The sequence below is a fragment of the Bradyrhizobium sp. 87 genome, from assembly GCF_023073015.1.
Lineage (GTDB): Bacteria > Pseudomonadota > Alphaproteobacteria > Rhizobiales > Xanthobacteraceae > Bradyrhizobium > Bradyrhizobium canariense_D.
This window is the reverse complement of sequence record NZ_JADPIQ010000022.1, coordinates 103,393-118,990: the sequence shown is the minus strand read 5'-3', so window position 1 is coordinate 118,990 and position 15,598 is coordinate 103,393. Positions and strand designations below refer to the sequence as shown.

Annotated in this window: 17 protein-coding genes and 1 other RNA gene; 11 read left to right on the top strand and 7 right to left on the bottom strand. The window is 64.0% G+C overall.

The genetic code is table 11. From position 1 onward, the window contains the following. Positions 1–152: 152 nt before the first annotated feature. The 7 genes from IVB50_RS05075 to ssrA form a co-directional block, all read right to left on the bottom strand. Entirely contained in the window at positions 153–2,024 is a 1,872-nt protein-coding gene (locus IVB50_RS05075; RefSeq protein ID WP_018454324.1) for a ferrous iron transporter B, read from the bottom strand. Positions 2,025–2,044: 20 nt separating this feature from the next. Continuing rightward, on the bottom strand, positions 2,045–2,320 hold the full coding sequence (locus tag IVB50_RS05070; RefSeq protein WP_018454325.1) for a FeoA family protein: 276 nt from the start codon (positions 2,318–2,320) through the stop codon (positions 2,045–2,047). Positions 2,321–2,460: 140 nt separating this feature from the next. After that, entirely contained in the window at positions 2,461–2,715 is a 255-nt protein-coding gene (locus IVB50_RS05065) for a ribbon-helix-helix domain-containing protein (RefSeq protein ID WP_018454326.1), read from the bottom strand. After that, complete coding sequence (locus IVB50_RS05060) at positions 2,712–2,900, bottom strand: DUF4169 family protein (RefSeq protein WP_018454327.1); 189 nt, start codon at positions 2,898–2,900, stop codon at positions 2,712–2,714. Before IVB50_RS05060 ends, IVB50_RS05065 begins: the two co-directional genes overlap by 4 nt. A 276-nt stretch (positions 2,901–3,176) precedes the next feature. Then, the gene (gene fumC / locus IVB50_RS05055; protein WP_244561280.1) at positions 3,177–4,622 is read right to left on the bottom strand and encodes a class II fumarate hydratase; all 1,446 of its coding nucleotides are present in this window, start codon (positions 4,620–4,622) and stop codon (positions 3,177–3,179) included. 99 nt (positions 4,623–4,721) lie between these two features. Beyond that, positions 4,722–5,237: a ClpXP protease specificity-enhancing factor SspB gene (locus tag IVB50_RS05050; RefSeq protein ID WP_018454329.1), complete on the bottom strand. Its 516-nt coding sequence runs from the start codon at positions 5,235–5,237 to the stop codon at positions 4,722–4,724. Between the two features lie 114 nt (positions 5,238–5,351). Beyond that, positions 5,352–5,718: a transfer-messenger RNA gene (ssrA, locus tag IVB50_RS05045) on the bottom strand. An 84-nt stretch (positions 5,719–5,802) separates the two neighbouring features. Between ssrA and IVB50_RS05040 the strand changes: the two genes are divergently transcribed. From IVB50_RS05040 to IVB50_RS04990, 11 genes are all read left to right on the top strand, one after another. Further along, positions 5,803–6,420, top strand: coding sequence for a chromate transporter (locus IVB50_RS05040; RefSeq protein ID WP_018454330.1), 618 nt, complete (start codon positions 5,803–5,805; stop codon positions 6,418–6,420). Next, positions 6,417–6,947: a chromate transporter gene (locus tag IVB50_RS05035; protein ID WP_247294815.1), complete on the top strand. Its 531-nt coding sequence runs from the start codon at positions 6,417–6,419 to the stop codon at positions 6,945–6,947. The genes IVB50_RS05040 and IVB50_RS05035 overlap by 4 nt, the downstream gene beginning before the upstream one ends. Positions 6,948–7,042: 95 nt before the next feature. Then, positions 7,043–7,804 carry a tripartite tricarboxylate transporter TctB family protein gene (locus IVB50_RS05030; RefSeq protein ID WP_018454332.1) on the top strand — a complete coding sequence of 254 codons (762 nt, stop codon included), beginning with the start codon at positions 7,043–7,045 and terminating at the stop codon, positions 7,802–7,804. A 7-nt stretch (positions 7,805–7,811) separates the two neighbouring features. After that, positions 7,812–9,377, top strand: a complete 1,566-nt coding sequence (locus IVB50_RS05025; RefSeq protein WP_018454333.1) for a tripartite tricarboxylate transporter permease — start codon at positions 7,812–7,814, stop codon at positions 9,375–9,377. A gap of 221 nt (positions 9,378–9,598) precedes the next feature. After that, a complete protein-coding gene (locus IVB50_RS05020; RefSeq protein WP_007613362.1) occupies positions 9,599–10,393 on the top strand; it encodes a thymidylate synthase in 795 nt (264 codons plus the stop codon). Between the two features lie 5 nt (positions 10,394–10,398). Beyond that, a complete protein-coding gene (locus IVB50_RS05015) occupies positions 10,399–10,884 on the top strand; it encodes a GNAT family N-acetyltransferase (protein ID WP_018454334.1) in 486 nt (161 codons plus the stop codon). Next, positions 10,884–11,393, top strand: coding sequence for a dihydrofolate reductase (locus IVB50_RS05010; protein ID WP_018454335.1), 510 nt, complete (start codon positions 10,884–10,886; stop codon positions 11,391–11,393). Before IVB50_RS05015 ends, IVB50_RS05010 begins: the two co-directional genes overlap by 1 nt. 153 nt (positions 11,394–11,546) lie before the next feature. Then, entirely contained in the window at positions 11,547–12,683 is a 1,137-nt protein-coding gene (gene hflK, locus IVB50_RS05005) for an FtsH protease activity modulator HflK (RefSeq protein WP_007600977.1), read from the top strand. After that, positions 12,680–13,576, top strand: coding sequence for a protease modulator HflC (locus tag IVB50_RS05000; RefSeq protein WP_018454336.1), 897 nt, complete (start codon positions 12,680–12,682; stop codon positions 13,574–13,576). The genes hflK and IVB50_RS05000 overlap by 4 nt, the downstream gene beginning before the upstream one ends. A gap of 71 nt (positions 13,577–13,647) precedes the next feature. Next, a complete protein-coding gene (locus tag IVB50_RS04995; protein WP_018454337.1) occupies positions 13,648–13,854 on the top strand; it encodes a DUF2065 domain-containing protein in 207 nt (68 codons plus the stop codon). Between the two features lie 144 nt (positions 13,855–13,998). Further along, entirely contained in the window at positions 13,999–15,501 is a 1,503-nt protein-coding gene (locus tag IVB50_RS04990) for a Do family serine endopeptidase (protein WP_018454338.1), read from the top strand. Positions 15,502–15,598: the final 97 nt, after the last annotated feature.

Sequence of the window (15,598 nt, the reverse complement as noted above, 5' to 3'; positions counted from 1 at the left end):
CGTGGCGATGATGGCATCATGCTCCTGTTTTGCCCGACGGAGCAACTGGCGCAGCCCTGCGGCCGGACGATTTTCGCACAAGTGTAAGTCATTGATTTCACAACACCCGTCTACTGTGCATGGGGTTGTTTTCGCAGTTTTTTGTTTGGGGCCTACCCCGCCCCGAACGCGACCGCGACATTGTAGGTCAGAAGGCTCGCGGCATAGGCCAGCACCAGCATGTAGAAGAAGGTGACGGCCATCCAGGTCCAGCTTCCGGTCTCGCGCCGGATCACGGCCAGCGTCGATGCGCATTGCGGGGCAAAGATGTACCAGGCAAGCATCGACAGCGCGGTCGCGAGCGACCATTTCGTCGCCAGCACCTGGCCGATCTGCTCGGCCGCTTCCTTGCCGCCTTCGATCGCATAGACGGTGCCGAGCGCCGCGACCGCGACCTCGCGCGCCGCCATGCCGGGGATCAGCGCGACCGCGATCTGCCAATTGAAGCCGACCGGCGCCAGCAGCGGCTCGAGTGCCTTGCCGATGATCGCAGCGAGGCTGAAATCGATCGCCGGTTCGGTGGCGCCTGCGGGCGGCTGCGGGAACGAGGCCAGGAACCAGATCAGCACCATCATCGAGAAGATCGTGGTGCCGGCGCGGTGCAGGAACATCTTGGCCCGCGTGTAGACGCCGATCGCGATCGATTTCAGCCGCGGCATCTTGTAGTCCGGCAGCTCCAGCATGAACGGCGCCGGCGCATAGTCGCGCAGCATGAAGAATTTGATGAGAAACGAGACCAGCAGCGCGCTGATGATGCCGGCAGCGTAGAGGCCGAACATCACGAGGCCCTGGAGGTTGATGAAGCCCCAGACGTCTTTGGCCGGAATGAAGGCGGAGATGATCAGCGTGTAGACGGGAATGCGCGCCGAGCAGGTCATCAGCGGCGCGATCAGGATCGTGGTCAGCCGGTCGCGCTTGTTGTCGATCACGCGCGTCGCCATGATGCCGGGGATGGCGCAGGCGAAGCTCGACAGCAGCGGAATGAAGGCGCGGCCGTGCAGGCCGGCGCCGCCCATGATGCGGTCCATCAGGAACGCGGCGCGCGCCATGTAGCCGAAATCTTCCAGCAGCAGGATAAACAGGAAGATGATGATAATCTGCGGAAGGAACACGATGACGCTGCCGACGCCTGAGATCACGCCGTTCTGAAGGAAGCTCTGCAGCAGGCCGGCGGGTAAGGTCGCGTGCACGAACTCGCCGAGGGAGTCGAAGCCGGAATTGAGCAACTCCATCAGCGGCTGCGCCCAGGCGAACACCGCCTGGAACATCACGAACAGGATCGCCGCGAGCACGATCAGCCCCCCGACGGGATGCAGCACGACCGCGTCGATCCGCGCCGTCCAGGTGTCGGGCCGGCTGGGCAGGCTGACGCAGTCGGCGATGATGCGGTCGGCTTCGCGCTGGGTGGCGCGCAAGTCGGCCACGCTGAGCGCCCGCCAATTGTTCTCTCCCGGCTCGGCGGCGAGCTTTGCCGAAATCTCGTCGGTCAGCGACAGCAGGTCGGCCGTGCCGCCCTTGCGCACCGCGATCGAGGTGACCACGGGCACGCCGAGCTCCTTGGCGAGCCGCTCGACGTCGACAGTGATGCCGCGGCGGGTCGCGATGTCGAACATGTTGAGCACGAGGATCATCGGCCGGCCGGTGCGCTTGAGCTCCAGCAGCAGGCGGATGGTCAGGCGCAGATTGGTCGAGTCCGCCACGCACAGCACGAGGTCGGGCACGATCTCGCCGGTGGCCTTGCCGAGCACGAAGTCCCGGGTGATCTCCTCGTCCGGGCTCCGTCCGCGCAGCGAATAGGTGCCCGGCAGGTCGACCACGGAGACCTGGCGTCCCAAGGGCGTGACGAAGAAGCCTTCCTTGCGCTCGACGGTGACGCCGGGATAGTTCGCGACCTTCTGCCGGCTGCCGGTCAGCGCATTGAACAGCGAGGTCTTGCCGCTGTTTGGCGTGCCGACCAGGGCGAGATGCAGCAGGGGTGCTTCCATGGAATTGGGGTCCGGTCGCTTCAGGCGACGATAATGGCCATGGCTTCGCGACGGCGGACCGCGATGGTGATGCTGTCGACCCGCACGGCGATCGGGTCGCGGCCGACCAACCCCTCGTGCAGGATCTCGACCCGCGCGCCCTCGACGAAGCCGAGCTCGATCAGCCGACTCTCGAGTTCGATGTCCGAGAGTGCCGAGCCTGCGTCCTTGGGGGAAAGGTGCTGGATGACGCCGGTATAGCCGCGCTGGGCCAGGCCCAGCGGCATCTGCGGACGCGTATCATGGATGTCGGTCATGCCCTGTATTTTCAACGCAGGGCATCGAGGTCAAGCGCGCTCGGTCGCTGAAACTGCACCTTAGAGTGATTTTAAAGTACCAGCTTCGTGACAGAAGCGATCGGCGCCAGGATCGGCATCAAGGATCGGCGCAAAGACGGCTACTGGGCCGGGACCTTTTCCGCCTGGATGGCGGCCATGGCGCGGCTCTTGAAGTAGTCGAGCACGAACAGGCGGATCGCCGAGGACAGATTGCCCTGCTGGCGGTTGCTGTCGATCTCGCCGACCAGCTCGGACAGCGTCATGTTGCGCAGGCCCGAGATCTCCTTCATGCCGTTCCAGAACGCCTCTTCCAGGCTGACACTGGTCTTGTGGCCGGCGACGACGATCGACCGTTTCACGACGGGCGACTTCATGGCTGCTCCTCGCAATCGATCCGGTGCTGGTCCAGGTGCGTCTTCGCCTGATCCGCGCGCGTCTCCTCCGCCGACCGCTCCGCCTTCGTGCGGCCGAACTTCGTTCGGTTGGCGTCCGCCTGCTTCGCCGTGGCTTCCCGCTCGGCGCGCTTCCGGAAACGATTCAGGTTGATGACGTTCGCCATGTCGCGTCTCCATCATCCGATCCTCCGTGGGCAGGATGAAACATTCAGAAACTGTGCGCCGAATTGCGCCCGATGAGACTTGATCGCCATTCGCTTGTCCTCGTCAATCGACCCTTGGGCCATCAAACGATGAATTCCGCCCCGTGGGGGCGGAGGGGCTACGTAACACGCAATCCCGCCGCGACATTGACGGTAATCAAATCCCGTCCTTTAAGCCCTACATTTAATGGAGCTAGGGGCTCCGTATCATTACGGATGGCTATCGGAATTCGGAATTTATCCCGGGCTGGTCATCTTCTCGGGGCGCACCAGGCGGTCGAATTCCTCGCTTGAGACGAAGCCAAGCCGCAGCGCCTCTTCCTTCAGGGTGGTGCCGTTGGCATGCGCCGTCTTGGCCACCTTGGCCGCGTTGTCGTAGCCGATCTTGGGGGCGAGCGCCGTCACCAGCATCAGCGAGCGCTGCATCAGTTCCTTGATGCGCTTCTCGTCGGCGCGGATGCCGCTGACGCAATGCTCGGTGAAGGAGCGCGCGGCGTCCGCCATCAGCCGGATCGAGTGCAGCATGTTGTAGGCCAGTACGGGCTTATAGACGTTGAGCTCGAAATGGCCCTGGCTGCCGGCGACCGTGATCGCGGTGTGATTGCCGAACACCTGGCAGCACACCATCGTCATCGCCTCGCACTGCGTCGGATTGACCTTGCCCGGCATGATCGAGGAGCCCGGCTCGTTCTCCGGCAGCATGAGTTCGCCGAGGCCCGAACGCGGACCCGATCCGAGCAGGCGGATGTCGTTGGCGATCTTGAACAGGCCTGTCGCGACCGAATTGATGGCGCCGTGCGCCGATACATAGGCGTCGTTCGAAGCCAGCGCCTCAAATTTGTTGGCCGCGCTGGTGAACGGCAGCTTGGTAATCCCGGCAACGTGCTTTGCGAACAGTTTTGCAAAGCGCGGCTTCGAATTGAGGCCGGTGCCGACGGCGGTGCCGCCCTGCGCCAGCGGATAGAGCTCCTTCACCGCGACCTTGAGCCGGGCGATGCCGCTTTCGACCTGTGCGGCATAGCCGGAAAATTCCTGGCCGAGCGTCAACGGCGTCGCGTCCTGGGTGTGGGTGCGGCCGATCTTGACGATCTTTGCGAACTCCTTCTCCTTCTTGCGCAGTGCACGCAGCAATTCGCCAAGGGCAGGGACCAGATCGGCGGTAATGCGGCTTGCCGCCGCGATATGCATCGCGGTCGGGAACGAGTCGTTCGACGACTGGCTCATGTTGACGTGATCGTTGGGATGCACCGGCTTCTTGGCGCCAAGCTCGCCGCCCAGGATCTCATTGGCGCGGTTGGCGATGACCTCGTTGAGATTCATGTTGCTCTGGGTGCCCGAGCCGGTCTGCCACACCACCAGCGGAAAATGATCGTCCAGCTTGCCCTCGATCACCTCGCGCGCAGCGCGGATGATGGCGTTGGCGCGGCGCTGGTCGAGCAAACCGAGCTCCTGGTTGGACTGCGCTGCGGCGAGCTTGACGATGCCGAGCGCATGCACGAGCGAGATCGGCATGCGATCGATGCCGATGCGAAAATTCTGGCGCGAGCGTTCGGTCTGCGCGCCCCAATAACGATCGGCGAGGACCTCGATCGGGCCGAAGCTGTCGGTCTCGGTGCGGGTCGCCGGGCGCGAGGAGCCGTCGGTCTTCGAGGGGGAAGTCTTCGAGAGGGAAGTTTTGGCCATGAGCACATCCATTCCGCCGCGCGAAATGCCGCGCGGCCTCATCATGTGCCTCTATATAGGGAGTTTGGCCGCCTGCGACGGGCGCCGACCCGATCTAGATCATTTCTTGCGGAAACGATCCAATCGCACGACTTCGGCGCCGCCCTGGTTCGGAGCCGCCGGCTCCTCAGTGCCTTCCGCAGGGTCAGTGGCAGGGGCCACCGCGACCGCGGACGGGGCGGGAGCGGCCGGCAAGGTCTCGGCCGAGACGTCGGCGACATCGGAGGTGTCGAACTGGAGGCCGAATTTCACGGACGGATCAAGGAAGCTCTTGATGGCGCTGAACGGCACGATCAGCCGCTCCGGAATGCCGCCGAAAGACAGGCCGACCTCGAAGCGGTCCTCGAGCACGGTCAAATCCCAGAACTGGTGCTGCAGGATGATCGTCATCTCTTCTGGATATTGGGCCAGCAGCCGCGACGACAGCTTCACGCCCTCCGCCTTCGACACGAAGGTGATGAAGAAATGATGCTCGCCGGGTAGTCCCTGGGACGCGGCGTCGGTCAGCACCTTGCGCAACACGCCGCGCAGCGCGTCGCGGGCCAGCACATCGTATCGGATATGATCGGTCGCCATGGTGGTCCTGTTGCATTCCAGGAGCTGGGCCCTGCCGGCCCGACTCGCCAAGTCGCAATAGTACCGCGCCTGACGGGTCAGCAGGAGTCCCCGCGGGGTAGGAAATAAGAGGTAAGTGGAGGCTTCTGTTGCCAGGTGCCTCCGAACCCCGCCTAACGGAGCTTAACCCGTTAGGACTTCAGAATGGTCTTTCAAACTGCGTTACGCAGCCTGAGCAACCGGAGCAAAGTTGTCGTTGGCAACTATTGCATAGCCCGATAACGGCGGAACAATACCGGGAAAAAGAACGCCCTTTACGCCCTCGTCGATCCTATTTCGCCCCCGCCAAAGCCCGCTTTCAGGGCCAGCCCGCTGGTGGGCTTTGGTGGAGGCGCCGGGTACCGCCCCCGGGTCCGAATGGTTTATTGCGACGACCGTTTATTTCCATAGCCGGCGAACCGGCACTCCCAATATAGGGGGCAAACGTTTCAAATAACAGGTGTTTCGAGGGATCATTCCGAGGTTCCCTCTGGATAGGTTCCCGGCAGGCTTGGCCGCCTGCCGGCCGGCGTTCTAAGCTCCTGACATGTCCGAGGATTCCGCACCGGTCGCGCAACAACCAGTTCAAGAGCCGGACGGTCCAGCCACCAGCGCCGTTCCGCCGGGCTTGCTCGCGCTGTTCCTCGCCTTCGCCAGGATGTCGCTGGCGGGCTTCGGAGGGGTTTTGGTATTCGCCCGGCAGGCCATCGTCGAGCAGCACCGCTGGATGACGGCGGACGAGTTCAACGAGACTTTTGCGCTCTGCCATTTCCTGCCCGGGCCCAACATCGTCAATCTCTCGATGGTGTTCGGCGCGCGGCTGCGCGGGATCGCCGGCGGCATTGCCGCCTTTGCAGGGCTGTTGCTGCCGCCCACGCTGATCATGACGGTGCTCGCGATCATCTACGCCCGGTTCGGCGATGTGGACGTGCTGCGCCGCATCCTCGCGGGCATTTCCTGTGCGGCCGTCGGCCTCTTGATCGCGGTGGTCTTCCGGATGATGACGCCGCTGCTCAAGCGGCTGGACGCCTTGGCGCTCATCCTGATGCTGGGCGTGTTCCTCGCCATCGGCGTCCTTCGCCTGCCGCTCCAGGCCGTGCTTTTGGTCGCGATCCCCGTCAGCGTCGGCGCCACTTTCCTGATGCGGCGGAAGGTAGCAGCATGAACGCGGAGAACCCGATCCGGGGGCTGATCTCGACCTTCGGTCTGATGTCGCTGTTCGCGGTCGGCGGTGCCGCGGCGGCGGTGCCCGAGATGCACCGCATCGCGGTCGATGTGCATCACTGGATGACCGACAAGCAGTTCGCCGATGCCTATGCGATCGCGCAGCTCTCACCAGGTCCGAATGTGCTTATCGTCACGTTGATCGGCTATGCTGTCGCCGGCATCCCCGGCGCCCTGGCGGCGACTTTGGCCATGTGCCTGCCCACCGCGTTGCTTGCCTATTATGTCAGCCGGCTCCTCAACCGGCCGAACCAATCGCGCTGGCCCGGGCTGATCCAGGCTGCACTGGTTCCGCTCTCGATCGGCCTGATGGCGGCGAGCGCCCTGATCCTCGCCGAGTCGACCGATCGTACGCTTGCTGCGCTGCTTCTGACCGCGACGGTTGCAGTGGTCGCATCCGTCTCGCGCATCAATCCACTATGGATTTTGCTCGTCGGGGGCTTGTTGGGTTTTGCTGGCATTGTGTAATGAAAATGGCTAGGCAGGGATCCGGGCGGGGGCATCGATTTCCAGCCGATTAGAACAACAGTGCTCGTGGCTTACGGGTCGCGGAGGAGACATGCATGGCCGATACGATGGGCCACTCGGCGACAGCCAACCGAAACACCTCGGTGGTGATCAGCTTTTGTCTGCTGGCCATAGCGCCGCAGATTTTCGAATTCATCTGGTCGTTCGGGACGATCTTTGGCTGGGGCGCTGGACGCGGGCCGGCCGCCGTCGTCATCAGCCACGCGACTGCGCTGCTCGCGGGGGCGCCCGGCGCGTTGCTCGGGGCGGTCGGCGGTGACACCAAGAAGGCGTCATCCGATGTGCTGCTGGCGCTGATCTATTCCTATCCGATCTTTGCGGTGGCGATTCTCACGTTCTTCATGACGATCAGGTCCGCGCAGGACTATGTCGGCGGAATCGTGCTGATGGCGCTCGCCTTGTTCGCACTGTGGGCCTCTAGCGATTTGCAGGGGATGCGGGGCTTCTCCTTTGGCGCCGGCACGGCGCCGCGGATGTTTGGCGGGCTCCTCGTCGCACTTGGCGCCGGCATCGCGTTGACGGGGCTGCTGACCGACGGGCCCAGCATGGCGCACTATGCCTGGCGTGGGCCGCTCTTCGTGATGTTCTCGATCGTCTTCTTCGCGCTGGCGATTCGTCCGCTTGGGGTGGTGGTAACGGCGTTCGCAAGCTTCATGATCGCGGCGATGGGTACGCATGAGACACGCTGGGTCGAAGCGCTCATTGTCGGCGCCTGCCTGACGCTCGGCTGCGCGCTGCTCTTCCCCTACGTGCTAGGCCTGCCGATGCCGATGTTCCCGCGCTTCCTGGTTCAGTGAGGGTGTGATGTTCGATCTCTTCCACAATCTGGGCCTTGGTTTCGGTGTGGTGTTTCAGATCTCCTGGTGGTCACCCTGGTGGCTCTACGGTCTGTCGCTCCCGATCTCGATCAATATTCTCATGTGCCTGATTGGCGCATTGGTTGGCACACTGGTCGGCGTGCTGCCCGGTATCGGCACCGTCGCAACCGTGGCGATGCTCCTGCCGATCACGTTCGGATTGCCGCCGGTCGGCGCGCTGATCATGCTCGCCGGCATCTATTATGGTGCCCAGTACGGCGGCTCCACCACCTCGATCCTGGTCAATATTCCCGGTGAGGCGACGTCGGTCGTTACCGCCATCGACGGTCACCAGATGGCGAAGCAAGGCCGTGCCGGCCCGGCGCTGGCGATCGCGGCGATCGGCTCGTTCTTCGCCGGATGCGTTGCGACCGTGCTCATCGCCGTGCTCGGTGCGCCGCTGACCAAGCTCGCTCTGGCGTTCGGCCCGGCGGAATATTTCTCGCTGATGGTGCTCGGCCTGATCTTTGCGGTGGTGCTGGCCAAGGGCTCGGTCCTGAAAGCGATCGCGATGATCGTGTTCGGCCTGATGCTGTCGATGGTCGGCTCCGACATCGAGACCGGCGCCTCGCGCATGGCGTTCAACATTCCGGAGCTTGCCGACGGTCTCGGCTTTGCGACGGTGGCGATGGGCGTGTTCGGCTTCGCCGAGATCATCCGCAACCTCGACGCCGGCGCCGAGATGAACCGCGACCTCGTGCAGCAGAAGATCACCGGCCTGATGCCGACCAGGAAAGACCTGATCGACTCGGCGCCTGCGATCCTGCGCGGCACCGTGCTCGGATCGATCCTCGGTATTCTGCCGGGCGGCGGCGCGGTCATCGCGTCCTTTGCGTCCTACACGCTCGAGAAGAAGATCGCCAAGAACCCGTCGCGGTTCGGCCGCGGTGCGATCGAAGGCGTGGCGGCGCCGGAAAGCGCCAACAATGCCGCGGCGCAGACCTCCTTCATCCCGCTGCTGACACTCGGCATCCCGCCCAATGCCGTGATGGCGCTGATGGTGGGCGCGATGACCATCCACGGCATCGTGCCCGGTCCGCAGGTGATGCAGAAGCAGCCGGAGCTGGTTTGGGGCATGATCGCCTCGATGTGGATTGGCAATCTGATGCTGATCATCATCAACCTGCCGCTGGTCGGAATCTGGGTGCGGCTGTTGCGCGTCCCTTACCGGCTGATGTTCCCCTCGATCGTGATCTTCTGCGCGATCGGCATCTACTCGGTGAACAACGCGCCGGTCGACGTCATCCTGGCAGGCGTGTTCGGTCTGGTCGGCTACTGGCTGATCAAGCACGATTTCGAGCCGGCGCCGCTGCTGCTCGGCATGGTGCTCGGACCGCTGATGGAAGAGAACCTGCGCCGCGCGCTGCTGATCTCGCGCGGCGACTGGAGCGTGTTCCTGACGCGTCCGCTGTCGGCCGTGCTGCTCGGCATCGCCGCTTTCCTCCTGGTGCTCACGGTGCTGCCGGCGTTGCGTGCCAAGCGCGACGAGGTGTTCACCGAATCCGAAAACTAGGGGCGCCGCCAGCGTCGGCGCGCCGTGACCCGAACCCAAGCCGGCAAGTTGGCCAGCAGGATCAATCTGATAGACAAGGGGCGGGACGCTGAGTTCCGCCCCTTGTCGTTTGCACCGGGAGCGCTCACTTTTCCGGGTATAATGCGCATGGATGGCGAATCGCCGCTGTCGCAGCGCGGGGGCGGCCGCTAAGTTCGCCGCCTCCCCAAAGGCTCACGCACATGCACCAGTATCAGGACCTGCTCGAGCGGATTCTTTCAGACGGCGCCGAAAAGACCGACCGGACCGGCACCGGCACGCTGTCGGTGTTCGGCCATCAGATGCGCTTCAACCTGTCCGCCGGTTTTCCGATGCTGACGACAAAGCGCCTGCCGCTGAAGGCGATCGTGCACGAACTGTTGTGGTTCCTGAAAGGCGATACCAACATCAAATATCTGCGCGACAACGGCGTCACCATCTGGGACGAGTGGGCCGACGCCAACGGCGATCTTGGCCCCGTCTACGGCCACCAGTGGCGCTCCTGGCCCGCGCCGGACGGACGCAGCATCGATCAGATCGCGAATGTGATCGACATGATCAAGCGCAACCCGGACTCGCGCCGCCTGATCGTCTCGGCCTGGAATCCGGCCGAGGTCGACAAGATGGCGTTGCCGCCGTGCCACTGCCTGTTCCAGTTCTATGTCGCCAACGGCAAGCTGTCGTGCCAGCTCTATCAGCGTTCGGCCGACGTGTTCCTCGGCGTCCCCTTCAACATCGCCTCCTACGCACTGCTCACCATGATGGTGGCGCAGGTCACGGGCTTGAAGCCCGGCGACTTCGTGCATTCGTTCGGTGACACCCATCTCTATTCCAACCATCTGGAGCAGGCGAAGCTCCAGCTCACGCGCGCACCGCGCGCGCTGCCGGTGATGCGGATCAACCCCGACGTGAAGGACATCTTCTCCTTCCGTTACGAGGACTTCGAGCTCGTCGGCTACGATCCGCATCCGCACATCAAGGCCGCGGTCGCGGTCTGAAGTCGATGCAGCTCAACATCCGCCGTGTGCGTCCCGGTGAGGCCGGGCTGGTTCTCGCTTTCATCCGCGAGCTCGCCGAGTACGAAAAACTTTCGCACGAGGTCGAGGCGACCGAGGCTGACATCGCCGACGCACTGTTCGGCGAACGACCGCAACTCCATTGCGCTCTCGCCGAGTGGAACGGCGAGCCGGTCGGCTTCGCGGTGTGGTTTGCGAATTTTTCGACGTTCAGCGGCCGCCACGGCATCTATCTCGAAGATTTGTATGTGCGGCCATCGCATCGGGGCAGGGGCCTCGGCAAGGCTCTGCTCGTGCACCTCGCCAGGGAATGCGTCGAGAACGGCTGGTCCCGGCTGCAATGGGCGGTGCTTGACTGGAACGCGCCGTCGATCGCGTTCTACAAATCGCTCGGTGCCATCATGCTGGAGGACTGGACGCTGTGCCGCGTCACCGGTCCGGCGCTGACGCGGCTTGCCGGGAGCGCGACCTGATGGAGATCGTCTTCGTCGTCGCGATCGCGGAGAACGGCGTCATCGGGGCCGGCAACGCAATGCCGTGGCGAATGAAATCCGACATGGCGCGCTTCAAGGCGCTCACGATCGGCAAGCCCGTGATCATGGGCCGCAGGACCTTCGAATCCCTGCCCCGGCCGCTTCCCGGCCGCACCAACATCGTCGTCACGCGCGATGCGGATTATCGCGCCGCCGGCGCCATCGTGACGACATCGACTGCCGCCGCAGACGCCATCGCGCGCGGCGATGCCCTGCGGCGTTCGGTCGCCGAGATCGCCGTGATTGGCGGCGCCGAAATCTTTCGGCAATGGCTCGATCGCGCCGATCGCCTCGAGATCACCGAAGTGCATGCCCGGCCCGAAGGCGACACGCATTTCGACATCGACAGGGCAGAGTGGGATGAGGTTGAACGCATCCGTCATCCTGCCGGACCCCACGACAGCGCCGACTACTCCTATGTGACATATCGTCGGCGGGCAGGCCATTAACCGCATTTGCCAATGTTAACATTGACTTTTCTGCCCCCAAGCTTAGCTCGGAGGGCGGCGAGGGCTGCGTTGTAAGGGACCTGCCTGTCCCCTATAAAGCCGGACCGGACAAAGCGGGCGGGGGCAATTTCACCCTGCCGAGGAGAGCGTCGAATGCCGTGGAAGAATCAGGGCGGTGGCCCATGGGGCTCGGGTCCGAAGGGACCATGGGGCAACGGCCCGCAACCGGTCGGGCCAAGGCCGCCGGATCTGGAAGATCTTCTGCGGCGCGGCCAGGATCGCCTCCAGCAGATCATGCCGGGTGGCTATTTCTCCGGCATCGGCATCACGCTGATCGTGCTGCTCATCGTCGCGTTCTGGCTGCTGTCGGGCTTCTTCCGGGTGCAGTCCGAAGAGCTCGGCGTCGTGCTGCGCTTCGGCAAGCATGTCCGCACCGTGGAGCCCGGCCTGAACTACCATCTGCCCTATCCAATCGAGACCGTGCTGCTGCCAAAGGCCTTGCGCGTTTCCACCATCTCCATCGGCATGACGCTGATCGACGACCCGGCGCGGCGCGGCCGCTCCATTCGTGACGTGCCGGAAGAGAGCCTGATGCTGACCGGCGACGAGAACATCGTCGACGTCGACTTCACCGTGCTCTGGCGCATCAAGCCCAACGGCGTCGGCGATTTCCTCTTCAACATCCAGAATCCCGAAGGCACCGTGAAGGCGGTCGCCGAGAGCGCGATGCGCGAGGTGATCGGCCGCTCGCAGATCCAGCCGATCCTGACCGGCGCGCGCAACGTTACCGAACAAGGCGTGCAGGAACTAATCCAGAAGACCCTGGACAGCTACGGCGCCGGCATTCAGATCAGCCAGGTGCAGATGCAGAAGGTCGACCCGCCGGCGCAGGTGATCGACGCCTTCCGCGACGTCCAGGCGGCGCGCGCCAATCTCGAGCAGCTGCAGAACGAGGCGCAGACGTATGCCAACCAGGTCGTGCCGCAGGCACGCGGGCGTGCGGCGCAGATCATGCAGGCCGCCGAAGGCTACAGGGAGCAGACCGTCGCCGAGGCCAAGGGCCAGAGCTCGCGCTTCCTGAAGGTTTACGAGGAATACAAGAAGGCGCCCGACGTGACGCGTGAACGGATTTATCTGGAGACGATGGAGCGCGTGCTCGGCGGTTCGGAAAAGCTCATTTATGACGGCGGCCAGTCGGGCCAGGGCGTCGTGCCTTATCTGCCGCTCAGCGAGTTGACGGCCAAGCGGCCGCCTGCAACCGGCCAGCAGACGACCGGAGGCAACCGATGAGATCTCCGGTCACAGGTATCGTCACGCTGCTCGGCCTCCTGCTCGTCGTGATCGTGGGCTACATGTCCCTGTTCACGGTGGCGCAGACCGAGCAGACCATCGTGCTGCAGTTCGGCAAGCCCGTCGATGTCGTTACCGCTCCCGGCCTGCACTTCAAGGCGCCGTGGAATTCGGTGATCAACATCGACAAGCGCATCCTCGATCTGGAGAACCCGTCGCAGGAAGCGATCGCGTCCGACCAGAAGCGGCTCGTGGTCGACGCCTTCGCGCGTTACCGCATCAAGGACGCGCTCCGCTTCTATCAGAGCATCGGCTCGATCCAGGCCGCCAACATCCAGCTCACCACGCTCTTGAACGCTGCGCTGCGCCGCGTGCTCGGCGAGGTCACCTTCATCAACGTGGTCCGCGACGACCGCGAGAAGCTGATGCAGCGCATCCGCGATCAGCTCGACCACGAGGCCGACGGCTACGGCATCCAGGTCGTCGACGTCCGGATCCGCCGCGCCGATCTGCCGGAGCAGAACAGCCAGGCGGTCTATCAGCGCATGAAGACGGAACGCGAGCGCGAAGCCGCCGAGTTCCGCGCGCAGGGCGGCCAGAAGGCCCAGGAGATCCGCTCCAAGGCCGACCGCGAGGCGACCGTGATCGAGGCGGATGCAAGGTCGCTGGCCGAGCAGACGCGCGGCGTCGGCGATGCCGAGCGCAACCGTCTGTTCGCCGAAGCCTACGGCCAGGACGCGGATTTCTTCGCCTTCTACCGTTCGATGGCGGCCTATGAGACCGGGCTGCGCGCGAACGACACCCGCTTCCTGCTGCGCCCGGACTCGGATTTCTTCCGGTTCTTTGGTAACCCGTCCGGCAAGACGGCGACCACGACGCCAGCGAAGCCGTAAGTGAGACAAGGGCGGCAAGTCTGGCCGCCCTTCGTCCAGACAAGAACAGCACAACGGGAGGTTCCAATCCGATGAGGTCCATTGCGTTCGCCGACTTCCTCATCGGTTTGGGCATCCTGTTCGTGCTGGAAGGCTTGATGTTCGCGGCAAGTCCGGCCTGGATGCGCAAGGCCATGAAAAGCGCGATGGCCACGCCGGATAACGTCCTGCGGGCGGTCGGCATTGGTTCGGCCGTGGCCGGCCTGGTCCTGATCTGGGTTATGCGACGTCCAATTTAGCCGTCGCACCAACGCCAAAGTGAAGGCGAGGGACCGGTTTTCGCCTTATTATCCGGGTCTTGAGGCCCGTTAAGGTCCGCGCTTGCGCCGTCCCCCCGTTCGAGCGCAGTCTTGACGTCGAATCCTTGTTTCCTGGAGATCACAATGACCGCTGCCACCATTGCCCCGACCCGTTTGCGCTTAGGGCTGGCCGCGCTCGCCGTTGGCGCTTTCAGCGCACTCGGCACACCGGCCTATGCGCGCGGACCGGATGGCATCGCCGACGTCGCCGAGAAGGTGATTGACGCGGTCGTCAACATCTCGACCTCGCAGACCGTCGAAGCCAAGGGCGGGGGCGGCGGCAGCAATGCCATGCCGCAACTGCCGCCCGGTTCGCCCTTCGAGGAGTTCTTCGACGACTTCTTCAAGAACCGCAAGGGTCCCGGCGGCGGCAGCAAGGGCGGCGAGAACAGCCCGGCGCCGCGCAAGACCAACTCGCTCGGAAGTGGCTTCATCATCGACACGTCAGGCGTCGTCGTCACCAACAACCATGTCATCGCGGACGCCGATGAGATTAACGTCATTCTCAACGACGGGACCAAGATCAAGGCCGAACTGGTCGGAGTCGACAAGAAGACCGACCTTGCCGTGCTCAAGTTCAAGCCGTCGAAGCCGCTGGTGTCGGTGAAGTTCGGTGATTCCGACAAGCTGCGCCTCGGCGACTGGGTCGTCGCGATCGGCAATCCTTTCAGCCTCGGCGGCACCGTGACGGCCGGTATCGTTTCGGCGAAGAACCGTGACATCTCCTCAGGTCCCTACGACAGCTACATTCAGACCGACGCCTCCATCAACCGCGGAAATTCCGGCGGTCCGCTGTTCAACCTCGATGGCGACGTCATCGGCGTCAACACGCTGATCATCTCGCCGTCCGGCGGCTCGATCGGCATCGGCTTCGCCGTACCGTCGAAGACGGTGGCGGGTGTCGTCGACCAGCTCCGCCAGTTCGGCGAATTGCGCCGCGGCTGGCTTGGCGTGCGCATCCAGAGCGTCACCGACGAGATCGCCGAGAGCCTCAACATCAAGCCGCCGCGCGGCGCGCTGGTTGCCGGTGTCGACGACAAGGGCCCGGCCAAACCGGCCGGCATCGAGCCCGGCGACGTCGTCGTCAAGTTCGACGGCAAGGACGTCAAGGACCCGAAGGATCTGTCTCGCGTGGTCGCCGACACGGCGGTCGGCAAGGAGGTCGACGTCGTCATCATCCGCAAGAGCCAGGAGGAAACCAAGAAGGTCACGCTCGGCCGGTTGCAGGATGCCGACAAGGTGCAGGCCGCGGTGAAGACCGACGAGCCTCCGCCTGAAAAGACCGTGACACAGAAGGCGCTCGGCCTCGATCTCGCCGCGCTGAGCAAGGACCTGCGTGCGCGCTACAAGATCAAGGACAGCGTCAAGGGCGTGGTCGTCACCAATGTCGACGCCAATTCGGATGCCGCCGAGAAGCGCCTCTCGGCCGGCGACGTCATTGTCGAGGTGGCGCAGGAGGCCGTCTCCAGCGGCGCCGACATCCAGAAACGGGTCGACCAGCTCAAGAAGGACGGCAAGAAATCGGTGCTGCTGCTGGTGTCGAACGCCGACGGCGAGCTGCGTTTTGTCGCGCTGAGCGTGCAGTAAGAGCGCTCGCTTTCACCTCTCGTCATGGCCGGGCTTGACCCGGCCGTCCACGCCTTGCCATGCGGACGAGCGTAACGTGGATGCCCGGGACAAGCCC